Source organism: Ruegeria sp. BHSB058 (assembly GCF_059613285.1).
In genome coordinates, this window is the sequence record NZ_JBXWSF010000038.1 from 1 (window position 1) to 12421 (window position 12421).

Annotated in this window: 8 protein-coding genes; 2 read left to right on the top strand and 6 right to left on the bottom strand. The window is 57.4% G+C overall.

Annotation, left to right across the window (positions count from 1 at the left end; genetic code table 11):
* On the bottom strand, positions 1-712 hold a 712-nt coding region (locus AC2FNB_RS11375), incomplete at its 3' end, for an amino acid ABC transporter permease (protein ID WP_496746391.1).
* A 77-nt stretch (positions 713-789) separates the two neighbouring features.
* Positions 790-1626: a transporter substrate-binding domain-containing protein gene (locus AC2FNB_RS11380; protein ID WP_496746393.1), complete on the bottom strand. Its 837-nt coding sequence runs from the start codon at positions 1624-1626 to the stop codon at positions 790-792.
* Positions 1627-2239: 613 nt separating this feature from the next.
* Here AC2FNB_RS11380 and AC2FNB_RS11385 point away from each other — a divergent pair.
* On the top strand, positions 2240-3451 hold the full coding sequence (locus AC2FNB_RS11385) for a flavin-containing monooxygenase (RefSeq protein WP_480748571.1): 1212 nt from the start codon (positions 2240-2242) through the stop codon (positions 3449-3451).
* A gap of 446 nt (positions 3452-3897) precedes the next feature.
* Here the strand turns inward: AC2FNB_RS11385 and gatB are convergent, their stop codons facing one another.
* The 4 genes from gatB to pepN all read right to left on the bottom strand — a co-directional run bounded on the left by gatB (position 3898) and on the right by pepN (position 10044).
* Positions 3898-5409, bottom strand: coding sequence for an Asp-tRNA(Asn)/Glu-tRNA(Gln) amidotransferase subunit GatB (gene gatB / locus AC2FNB_RS11390; RefSeq protein ID WP_496746395.1), 1512 nt, complete (start codon positions 5407-5409; stop codon positions 3898-3900).
* 182 nt (positions 5410-5591) lie between these two features.
* Positions 5592-6773, bottom strand: a complete 1182-nt coding sequence (locus tag AC2FNB_RS11395; protein WP_496746397.1) for a hypothetical protein — start codon at positions 6771-6773, stop codon at positions 5592-5594.
* A 215-nt stretch (positions 6774-6988) separates the two neighbouring features.
* A complete protein-coding gene (locus AC2FNB_RS11400; protein WP_496746399.1) occupies positions 6989-7432 on the bottom strand; it encodes a hypothetical protein in 444 nt (147 codons plus the stop codon).
* Between the two features lie 5 nt (positions 7433-7437).
* Positions 7438-10044: an aminopeptidase N gene (gene pepN / locus AC2FNB_RS11405; RefSeq protein ID WP_496746401.1), complete on the bottom strand. Its 2607-nt coding sequence runs from the start codon at positions 10042-10044 to the stop codon at positions 7438-7440.
* A 214-nt stretch (positions 10045-10258) separates the two neighbouring features.
* On the opposite strand from pepN, the gene AC2FNB_RS11410 reads away from it, so the two are divergent.
* A complete protein-coding gene (locus tag AC2FNB_RS11410; RefSeq protein WP_496746403.1) occupies positions 10259-12403 on the top strand; it encodes a malate synthase G in 2145 nt (714 codons plus the stop codon).
* Positions 12404-12421 lie beyond the last annotated feature (18 nt).

The following is a 12421-nucleotide window of genomic DNA, read 5'->3' on the forward strand; positions in this document are numbered from 1 at the left end:
ATTGTGGCAGGATGATGCGGCGCATGGTCAGGCCAAACTTGAAACCCAGCGAGCGCGACGCTTCCCATTGGCCCTTGGCAATGGATTGAATACCGGCCCGAAAGATCTCGGTCATGTAAGCGCCATAGCAAAGCGTCAGCGCCAGAATCCCCGCCGGGACCGCGTCGATCACATAGCCCAGCTGCGGAAGGCCCAGATAGATCAGATAGACCTGCATCAGCAGCGGCAGGCCCCGGAAGAATGAGGTGTAAAAGCTGGCAATCGCATAGGCAAACCCGTTCGAGGACAACTTTGCAACCGCCCCGATGATGGCCACAATCGAGGCCAGCGTGATCGAGATGGCCGAGACGTACAGTGTGGTGAACACACCCTGACTGACCATGAACCAGACTTTTGAACGGATGAACTCAAAGTTCAGATCAAAGCCGTAGAAAAAGGCCAGAAACAGGGCCAGCAATTGCAACCAGACCACGATCACCTGCAGGCGGAAATTGAGAAACCCGATTATAACAATGTTCAACACGAGCAGAATGCCCAGCACGAGGCCCGTGGCGAATCTTCCGTACAGCCCGGATTCTCCGGGCTCTCCAATCACCGGGCGCATCATCTCGCCAAAAACTGATCCGCTCGTGTCGATCAGGAAAAAGAATGCAACTGCAGCCGCCAGCATCACGGCAATCATCTTGGGTTTGTGGACAAGCGGATCGCTCACCACTGTATCTGCGTATAGCATTGGCCCGCCTTTACTGTCGGTCGGCCAGTTTGGGACAGGCCGACCGATTTCTGTTTTTATTTGGTGGAGGTGTAGTCGACCCCGTACCACTTTTCGCTCAACGCGGTCAGGGTACCATCCGATTGCATCTCAGCGACAATAGAGGTCAGCTTGTCGTTCAGATCCTGATCGCCCTTGTCGATGGCAATGGCCAGCGGTTCGTAGAATACCGGATCGCCCAATATCTTAAGCGGATAGTTGTTTTTGATTCCCTCAAGCAACGAAGGAAGCGATCCGACCATGCCATCAAGGCGAGTGCCGTCACCAAGCCGCAGATCGTCCATGACAGCAGTCGAATCCTTGTAGGACCGCAATTCACCCGGGGTGATCTGGTATTCGAAGCTTGGAACACCTTCCGCATCAATTGTCAGGTCGTGCTGGAGATAGAGTTCGAAAACGCTTGATGTTGTTGCACCCATCGTTTTGTCATTCAGGTCCGCCAGCGATCCGGCAGAGCTGTCTTGGTGCACAGCAACCGCCGCCGGAGTGTAGTAGTAGACAGCCGGAAAACTCAACACTTCGGAGCGCGCGCTTGTCGGGGTCATCGATCCAACAGAGACGTCCCAGCGACCGTTCCAGTTGCCGGCAGTAATGATGTCCCAGGCGGGGGTCACAAACTCGACATCGACACCAAGGCGCGAGGCGATCTCACGCGCGACGTCAACGTCGAACCCATCCATTTCGTTGTTGTCATTCAGAAAGCTCTGAGGGGCCCAGTTCGCGTCGGTCGCGACCATGATCTTGTTGTCGGACATGATGCGATCGAGCGCTTCTCCGGCAATACCTGTTCCTGCACTGACACTGAACGCGGCAACTGTCGCGGCGATGGTGAATACTCGTCTCGTTATTGTCATTTTGATCTTCCCTGGCTGGAAACGCATTGGGAAAATCTGCACGGAATTTCGTTTTTGCCTTAAGGAAATCTATTTGGCGTGTGTGAAATTTTTTCACCAACTGGTTGTCGACCGCCGCCCGTCTCTGCTGCGCCAATGAGCTCCGGCGACGCGCAAAACGTGAGATCCTCCAGCAGCCGTTTCAACTATGCCTATTGGTCAGAAACAAACACAAGCATCCAACAGTGTGAAAGTTTGTCTTGCCTTACCCAGGTTTCGTTCTTTTGAATGAAAGATCTGTTTGCCATCTATTAATTCACACCCAAAGTTGCTGCGTGATTTACGATTGGCCGATATCGTCACAGAACAGCATCACGGAATTTCATGCCTCTGCAGAATGTACTTTGCTGCGAGTGCGTGCAGCGAGAAAATCGAACTCAAAGGTTGGGTCTCTCCAGGAACCTTCGCCGCGATCTGCAGCAAGGGCAGGTCTGGGGTGGATCGACTTTCGCTGCGCGAGGTGTGAACTGGTAAGACGCGGACTAAGCAGACACTTGAGAAACCTTTTCCGGCAAGCGTGACAGAAAACGCCAAGCAATGTTAACTTATTGAGTAAATGGGGAGGGCATGCACGATGAGTTTCGTAGACACGATTGTTGTGGGGGCCGGTCAGGCGGGACTGGCGGCTAGCTTTGAACTCGGCAGAGTCGGCGTCGATCATATCGTGTTGGAAAAGGACCGGATCGGCGCCGGTTGGGCAAATCGCTGGGAGAACTTCTGTCTGGTTACGCCCAATTGGTCTGTTCAGCTTCCCGGCTTCCCCTACGATGGTGACGACCCAGACGGGTTCATGCCGCGCGACGAAATCGTTTCTTATCTGGAGCGTTATGCAGCTTCGTTCAACTGTCCTGCAAGGACCGGTGCCAATGTTACCGCTGTGCGGTCGGACGAAAATGGAGGTTTTGAACTCGACATTGACGGGAAGAGCGAATTTCGCGCCAGGAACCTTGTCGTTTCAACTGGTGCGTATCAACGTCCGTTCTATCCGCCGGGCAGCGAAACGCTCCCTGACCATCTGAATGTAATAGACAGCACGGGCTTCACCAGGGTTTCCGCATTGCCGGACGGGGACGTTTTGATCATCGGAAGCGGGCAGACTGGCTGTCAATTGGCGGAAGAGATTTTCGATGCCGGGCGAAATGTGGTCCTGGCCTGCGGGCGTGCGCCGTGGGGAGTTCGTCGAATCGGCGGTAAGGACATCATGTGGTGGCTCATTGAATCGGGATTTCTGGATGTCGACGCGACCACACTTCCGCCAGAAGCGAGGTTGTTTGCCAATATTCAAGCGTCAGGGCACGGTGGTGGCCACGATCTGCATTTCCGGACTCTTGCGGATAAGGGCATAAGGCTGGCCGGCCGTTTCCGGGGCGCTGAGAATGGCTTTGCGCGTTTCTCTCCAGATCTAGCCGAAAGCGTGAATTGGGGCGATGCGCGATACATGCAGTTGCGCGACCATTTCCAAAAATTTGCGGATGAAAACGATCTGGAATTTCCTGATCTGCCTGATCCTGAACCTTTCGAAGAGATGGGCGAGGCGTCTATCGATCTAAAACCTTTCGGAAGCGTCATTTTCACAGGTGGCTTCCGCCCGGACTACAGTTCCTGGCTGCCTTGGTCCGATGCGTTTGACGAGGCAGGTTTTCCTGTCCAGAGGGAAGGGGCGAGCACCGCCGTACCCGGCCTATTTTTTGTCGGGCTGCATTTCATGCGCACACGAAGATCTGCTTTGCTGTGCGGCGTTGGCGACGATGCCGAAATTGTTGCCGCACAGATTGCCAGTCGCTGAGTCCAGTACCTGATATTAGAACAGCAACGAATGTCTTGAATGGGCTCTCGCCCGGCTTTCGCCGCGCGCTACACGAATGGCTGCTGTCGGGAAACGGGCCAAACTTTGCAGAGTTGGCTTTTTGCGCATAACAGCCGCATTGGTCTGTCCATGCCGCACAAGCAGCAAAGGTCTGCTTGGTAGCGACTTTTAACTTGCCCAATAATCTGCACACGCAGCAGAGGGCAGCAAAGCCCCGCAAAGCTGAAGCCCGTCAATTGGTTTTGCGGGCGAAGCTTTCGAAGAATTTCTTGGGAAGTGAAACGCGTTTCAATTGCGGGCCGCTCCTGAACAGTCGGGAAATCGGGTTACTTGCAAAATCCATGCAAAGGGCACCCGATCGGGTGCCCTTCCAAGGTGTACAATTCGCACAAGACCCCTGTCAGAACCTGTACAATTCGGACAGTTCAGAGGCCCAGTTTGGCCGAGACCAGGTCGTTCACCGCCTTGGGGTTGGCCTTGCCGCCGGTGGCCTTCATCACCTGACCGACGAACCAGCCCGCCAGTTTCGGGTTCGATTTGGCCTTTTCGACCTGCGCCGGGTTGGCGGCGATGATCTCGTCCAGCGCGGCTTCGATGGCGCCGGTGTCGGTGACCTGTTTCATGCCACGTTTCTCAACGATTTCAACAGGATCGCCGCCTTCGGTATAGACGATTTCGAACAGGTCCTTGGCGATCTTGCCCGAGATTGCGTCCGACGAGATCAGGTCGATGATGCTGCCCAATTGCGCCGGGGAAACCGGGCTTTCGGTGATGTCGTGATCTTCCTTTTTCAGCCGTCCAAACAGCTCGTTGATCACCCAGTTCGCGGCCAGTTTTCCACTGCGACCCTTGGCAACTTCCTCGAAATACGCGGCCGATTCCACCTCGGCGGTCAGCACCGAAGCGTCATAGTCGGTAAGGCCGAAGTCATTGATGAAACGAGATTTTTTCTCGTCCGGCAGCTCTGGAAGACGGGCGGCGATGTCGTCCACCCAGGCTTGCTCGATCTCCAGCGGCAGCAGGTCGGGATCGGGGAAATAGCGATAGTCATGCGCCTCTTCCTTGGACCGCATCGACCGTGTTTCACCCTTGTCCGGATCGTAAAGCCGGGTTTCCTGATCGATGGTTCCACCGGCCTCGACGATGGCGATCTGACGGCGGGCTTCGACCTCAATCGCTTGCTGAATGAACCGCATCGAGTTCATGTTCTTGATTTCGCAGCGCGTGCCCAGATGCGAAAAATCCTGTGTTTCCTGATACTTCTCGTAGTCACCGGGACGGCAGATCGACACGTTCACGTCCGCCCGCAGGTTGCCGTTCTGCATGTTGCCGTCGCAGGTGCCCAGATAGCGCATGATCTGGCGCAGCTTTGCGATATAGGCGGCGGCCTCTTCCGGTCCGCGAATATCGGGGCGGCTGACGATCTCCATCAGGCAGACACCGGTCCGGTTCAGGTCGACAAAGGACATGTGCGGGTCCATGTCATGGATCGACTTGCCGGCGTCCTGTTCCATGTGGATGCGTTCGATGCGAACCATGCGCGCGGTGCCGTCTCCCATCTCTACCAACACTTCGCCTTCGCCCACAATCGGTTGATAAAGCTGAGAAATCTGGTAACCTTGCGGCAGGTCGGGATAGAAATAGTTCTTGCGGTCAAAGGCCGATTTCAGGTTGATATCCGCCTTCAGGCCCAGCCCGGTGCGCACAGCCTGTTCAACGCAATATTCGTTGATCACCGGCAGCATTCCCGGCATCGCTGCATCGACAAACGAGACGTTTGAATTCGGCTCGGCCCCGAATTGGGTCGATGCACCCGAGAACAGTTTGGCATTGGACGAAACCTGTGCGTGCACCTCCATCCCGATCACCAGTTCCCAGTCGTGCTTGGCACCGGCAATGATCTTGGGTTTGGGCATTTCATAGGTCAGGTCGAGCATGGCGCGCCTCATTTCCGCAGCAGTCTGAGCTTGCGTATTAGGCCCGGCAGGCGCGAGGGGCAAGGGGCAATGGAAACCCGTGTGTGTTCCCGGCCATGGGGGAAGCCGCAAAACCGGGGTTCAGAGCGCCAAGGGCGAGTTAGAACCAAGGATCGCGGGTTCCCGTAAGAACTTGCAGCGCGCTACTGCGCGTGAACTTGCGGGCCGGACGGGGTGAAAGTGATGTGCTGCCCGCCGCGTAACTCGTCCCGGAACATCGTTGCGATGACCTCCAGCGCCTGCCGATAGCCGCGAGCGGCGAACCTGCTGGGAGAGTTGATGCGCGCACTGTTGTTGAACCCGTCTGCGGCATGCGCCCAGATCAAAGGATGCAACTCGGTCAGATGCTCGCGGATCAGCCAGTTGGCAGCGTCGGCTATGCGAACCCGGGCAAGGTCGGCTTCTTCGTTAAGGCCAAGGCCATTCTGCAGGGTGATGGTGCAATAGGCAGCAAGCAGATTGATCATTTCCTGATCCGGGCGGCGCTGCGCGATATCGCGCAGTCCGTCGATAAAGAACTCGACATCCACACGGGCGCAGGCATTTTCATCCAGCGCAATGGCGTCGAACTGAACCCATGCATATCCGCCCGCGCCCCATTGGGCCTGTGTATAGGATGCAGCGCGGCGCGCTTCGAGTTCCAGTTCGTCATAGCTGCCGAACCACCGTGGCAACAGGTGGTTGCCCATCGCCCGCATGTGGCGGTGATTGGCGGGGTCCAGAGCAATCAGTGTTTCATATTGATCTGCAACCCTGATACCCGGTGATCTGCGGCCAGCCAGAAGCGCACAGCAGGCTGACATAACGCTGGGACTGTCGGGCGCAGCTTCGCGGCATTTGGTGAGCAACGCGTGTGCCCGATCGAAATGGGCGGCACAGCGTTCGCGATTGATCCGGGGGAGAGTTGTTTCCCATCCCGTGCCGCGCCATGCCCACGCAACATCGATATGAGCCTGCGCGACCACCAGACCGATCATCGGGTTATCGTCGTTTTCCTTTAGCACGACTTCCAGATCGTTTATACCGCCGACCAGCGAAGGATCGTCGGCGGCAACCCCTTCGGCCAGACCGTGTTCGACCGCAAGAATGACATCCGATCTGGCGCCATAGGCCAATAGCTCTGCAATCGGAGTGCAGCTGGGAGCCTTGGCACGCGCAGCGTCAGCGTCGGCAATCTCTGTCGCGAGTTGTGACCACAGCTCTTGTCGGGCAAGGTCGCGACCGCGATCAAGGTTCTCGCGGCCGATCAGATCGTCGGCGCTACGCGTGGCGACGGGAATGAAAAGGCGCTCCTCGGGCGCACTGGCGCGCTCATCAGGGAGCATCCAGAAGGCATTCTTGGAGGCGCAGTCAAATCGGCGCCAACCAGGCAGGAGAGAGGAAAATCTCTGAGCAATCTCAAACATTGATACGTCCATCAGGAAGCTACTCGTAAAACTCTGCATTGTGTGGCCTCGCATTGCGGCAGAAACATGGCCGGCAGCCGACCAAACACAGCAATGTTATTAAATCGGAAGGGCAATGGCGCGTTTGCAGTTTTTCAGAACACGCGGAAGTGGTGACGCTCGGTGCGGATACCCTTATTGAGGAGGGCCTCTTCGAACTCGCGGTGCGGGGGCATCGACTCGTCGGGCAGGCGAACACGTTTGCCGGAGGCCAGACAGGCCGAAACACGGACCGAGAAATCCCAGCGAGTGTCAAAACGGAAATACTCTATCTCGCTCAGTGGCAAGCTGCCGCTGCGCCGACCGGTGAACCAACTCAATTCGGTGTCGTCAAGGCTCATGCCGGCCCGTGTATCCGCAATCACATCCCAGAGTATGGGCAGCGTAGGAAGCACCAGCAGGGCCACCAACCACCATACGGCACTGAACAGGATGATCAGTGCGGTCAGTCCGCCATAGACAAGGATAAGGATCACGACCGCACGTTGGGTGCGGTTGTGGCGGATGAATTCGAACCTGTTTGCAATGGGATCGGTCAAGGGAGCTACCCCCCAAGGATACGCGACACCATTTCGCTCGTGTCGCGCGACAAGTTTGGAGTGGCGTAGACACGGTTCAATTCGGCCTTTATCTTGTTTTGCCGGTCGGTATCGTACCGTTTCCACGTCTGGAACGCAGTGCTCATGCGGGCGGTGGTCTGCGGATTGACGGGGTCAAGCCGGATCAGCCAGTCGGCCAGCAGGCTGTAGGACGCTCCGCTTTCATGATGGAACCCGGCGTGGTTCATTGCCAGACCCCCCAAAAGAGCGCGGAATCGGTTCGGATTTTTCCAATTGAAATCTGCATGTTCTGTGAGATTTTGTGCGATTTCCGATGTTCGTTCCGGTGTGGCCAGCGACACTTGCAAACCGAACCATTTGTCGATCACCAGCCGGTCGTCCTTCCACTGATCATAAAAGGCGGCCAGTTCGGCCTCTCCCTTTCCGGATTTCAAAAGATGCGTCAGCGACGTCAGCTGCAGGGTCATGTTGTCTGCGTTAGCGTATGCCTTGGCCGCCAGAGCGCCGCCATCGAGACGGGAAATCAGGGCCAGAGCGGCACTCCCCAAAGCGCGTTTTCCAGACTGTTCGGCATCGGGGCGATAGGGAGCATCGATTTGCGACTGGCTGTGAATGCGCGGCAGCAGGTCCTGCAGATGCTGGGCAGTCGCCTGGCGGAGTGTTTCGACGGCGGTCCAGATTGCCATCGGATCGGGTGTCGTGCCGCGTTCGTGCAGGGTGGCGGCCAGTTCCGACTGGGTCGGCAGGCCCAGCATCAGCGCACGATAGGCCGGGTCGAGGTTGTCGTCCCGCAGAACGGCCAGCATCCCGTCCAAATAGTTGGTGTCGGGTGCCGCGTCCCGGGTGATCATCCGCAACAGTGTGTCCTGCGCCAGCGATCGCGCGGCCTCCCATCGGTTGAACGGGTCGGTGTCGTGGGCCAGCAGAAAGGCACGCTCGGAAGGCGTGCTGTCGCGTTCAAGGATGACCGGCGCGGAAAAGTCGCGCAGGATGGAGGGGACGGGTTTGGAATGCAGGCCCGGAAAGGCGAAACTTTGCTGTTTCTCGGTTAGCTCCAATACCTCTGTTTTTAGAACTTCGTTTCCATTTTGACCAAGCAAGCCTACTGCAACGGGGATCACGTGCGGTTGCTTGTCGGGCTGCCCCGGCGTCGCAGGCGTCGATTGGCTGAACGTCAGCATATATGTACCATCGGCCCAGTTTTCCGCGACCTTCACCCGTGGTGTTCCGTCTTGCGAGTACCAGCGTTTGAACTGGCTCAGGTCGCGGCGAGTGACATCTTCGAAGACCTGCAGCCAGTCTTCAATGGTGCAGGCCTGACCATCGTGCCGATCAAAATAGAGATCGAGCGCCTTGGCATAGGCCTCGTCACCCACCAGACGCTTGAGCATCCCGATGACCTCGGCGCCTTTTTCGTAAACGGTGGCGGTGTAAAAATTGTTGATCTCCTGAAAGCTTTCTGGCCGGACCGGGTGCGACAGCGGCCCGTTGTCCTCGGGGAACTGGCGGGCGCGCAGCTCGATCACGTCATGAATGCGCTTGACCGGGGCCGAGCGCATGTCCGAGGTGAACTGGGCGTCGCGGAATACCGTCAGTCCTTCTTTCAGGCAAAGCTGAAACCAATCGCGGCAGGTGATGCGGTTGCCGGTCCAGTTATGAAAATACTCATGGGCAATGATTGCCTCGATCCGCTCGAAATTGGCATCCGTCGAAGTTTCGGGGCTGGCGAGAACACAGGAGGAATTGAAAATGTTGAGTCCCTTGTTCTCCATGGCACCCATGTTGAAATCATCGACCGCGACGATGTTGAACACCTCCAGATCGTATTCGCGGCCATAAACCTCCTCGTCCCACGTCATGGATTTCTTCAGCGCTTCCATTCCAAAGGCGCATTTGCCTTCGTCACCGGGACGGACGTAGAGATTCAGATCGACCTTACGGCCCGAGCGGGTTGTGAATTGGTCGGAATGGGCGACCAGATTGCCCGCCACCAGCGCAAACAAGTAGGCGGGTTTGGGCCAGGGATCATGCCATTCAGCCCAGCCTTCGCCATTTCCTGCTGGATTTCCGTTGGACAGAAGAACCGGGTGCGGCCCATCCCCGGGCACTGTGTCGCCATTCGACAGGACAAAGGGCTGACCGCTATCGATCCTGACGGTGAACGGGGCCATTACGTCTGGGCGGTCAGGATAAAAGGTGATCTTGCGAAACCCTTCAGCCTCGCATTGGGTGCAATACATCCCGTTCGACATATAAAGTCCTTCAAGCGCGGTATTTGCACTGGGGTTTATCTCGACCTCGGCCTCCCACACGAAAGGCGCCTCGGGATCGGGCAGGGTAGCCGTTAGAATGCCATCTCGGATGTGGGGTTTCCAATCCTGCCCGTTGATCTTGGCCCATCGCAAGGCCATGTTCTCGCCGTTGAGGCGGAACTCGCGGTTGCCGGATTCCGGGTTGGGGCGGAACCGGATGCGTGACGTGACCAGGGTCTTGGTCGGGTGCAACCGGAAGGTCAGATGGACATCGTCGATCAGAAACCCGAATGGTGCATAGTCCTTGAGGTAGATCGTGGTCGGGGCAGCATCGCGCATCATAGGCCTCGTGTGGGTTGACTGCGTCGCGACCCTATGATGGTTCATCGTCGGGCTGCAAGCGCGGGTGGGCAATCGATCGGCTTTCTCGTATTTCCGAAAGGATTGTCTTGCAGATCCGAATAATCCCGGATTTTGTGGCGGTTGCCGGGGGCAGGGGGCTGCGCTAGGTAGGGTCTGCATACAGTTGCACACAGTAGCGGGGCGGGAAAATATGAGTGACAGGCTGGATCGGAACGGGCTGAAGGTGGCCGCTGAACTGGCAGAGTTCATCGAAACGAGGGCTTTGCCGGCCAGTGGTGTTTCGGTGGATGCTTTTTGGGCGGGGTTGGCGCGGATGGTGGCGGAACTGACGCCTAAAAATCGCGCCCTGTTGGCCAAGCGCAGTGAGCTGCAGGCCAAGATCGACGCTTGGCACATCGACCACCGTGGCAAGGCCCACGATCACGAAGCTTATAAGGCTTTCCTCACCGAAATTGGTTATCTGTTGCCAGAAAGCGATGACTTCGAAGTCGAAACCGCAAATGTTGATCCCGAAATCGCGACCATACCGGGGCCGCAACTTGTGGTGCCCATCACCAATGCCCGCTATGCACTGAACGCGGCCAATGCCCGGTGGGGCAGCCTGTATGACAGTCTTTACGGTACTGATGCGCTGGGCAGCCTGCCGTCGGCCGGTGGCTATGACCGGGGGCGCGGGGCACGGGTTGTGGCCTGGGCGCGTGTGTTTCTTGATGATGCGTTCCCGGTCTCGGGCACCAGTCACGCGGATGCGCGGCGTTACCATATCAAAGAAGGTATGCTGCTGGTGGATGATCTGCCGTTGGAGCAGCCCGAAAAATTCGCGGGCTACAAGGGCGATCCGCGCGCGCCGGATTCAGTTTTTTTATGCAACCACGGTCTTCATGTAGAGCTGGTCTTCGATCGCGCCCATCCGATTGGTAGCCGCGATCAGGCCTGCCTGGCCGATGTCCGGATGGAAAGCGCTGTTTCGGCAATCATGGATTGCGAGGATTCGGTCGCCTGCGTCGATGCCGAAGACAAGGTATTGGCCTATTCCAACTGGCTGGGTTTGATGAAAGGTGATCTGACCGAAGAGGTCAGCAAGGGTGGAAAAACCTTCACCCGGCGACTGGCGGGGGACAAGACCTATACCACTCCCAGCGGCGAGATGGCGGCGCTGAAGGGGCGCGCGCTGATGCTGGTGCGCAACGTGGGCCATCTGATGACCAACCCGGCCATCCTGGATGGAGAGGGGCAGGAAACATTCGAAGGGCTTATGGATGCCCTGATCACTGTCATGATCGCAAAGCACGATCTGGATCGTGAGGGCGGCAATTCGGTTCATGGCTCGGTCTATGTGGTCAAGCCCAAGATGCACGGCCCGGAAGAAGTGGCTTTTGCGGTAGAGACTTTTGACATGGTCGAGGACATTCTTGGTCTGCCGCGAAATACCGTGAAAATCGGCATAATGGATGAGGAACGGCGTACGACGATCAACCTCAAGGAATGTATCCGCGCCGCGAAATCGAGGGTGGCTTTCATCAATACAGGATTCCTCGACCGGACGGGCGATGAGATTCATACATCGATGGAGGCGGGGCCATTCAGCCGTAAGGATTTCATCAAGCGCAAGGCCTGGATCGGAGCTTATGAAAACCTCAATGTCGATATCGGGCTGGAATGCGGGTTGCAGGGCCGGGCGCAGACCGGCAAAGGCATGTGGGCCATGCCCGACCGTATGGCGGCGATGCTGGAGACCAAGATCGAACACCCCAAGGCAGGTGCGAACTGCGCCTGGGTGCCCAGCCCAACGGCAGCAACGTTGCATGCGCTGCATTATCACAAGGTCGATGTGTTTGCGGTGCAGAACGCACTGAAAGCCGGCGGGCGCCGGGCGCATGTGGACGGCGTTCTGGACATCCCGCTGGCAGCGTTCCGCAAATGGTCGCCCGACCAGATCCGCCGCGAAGTGGAGAACAACGCGCAAGGTATTCTTGGATATGTCGTGCGGTGGATCGATCAGGGGGTCGGATGCTCCAAAGTGCCCGACATCAACAATGTAGGCCTGATGGAAGACCGCGCCACCTGCCGGATTTCGGCTCAGCATATCGCCAACTGGCTGCATCACGGCGTCGTATCAGGGCAGGACGTCATGGCCGCAATGCGTAAGATGGCGGCTGTGGTCGATGAGCAGAACGCGGACGACCCGGCCTATCGCCCCATGGCCCCGGGCTTTGACGGCATCGCCTTTCAGGCGGCGTGTGATCTGGTGTTCAAGGGGCGTGAACAACCCTCGGGATATACCGAGCCGGTGTTGCATGCGCGGCGCTTGGAATTGAAGGCCAGCCTGCGCTAAGGATACATAGGCAAGCGG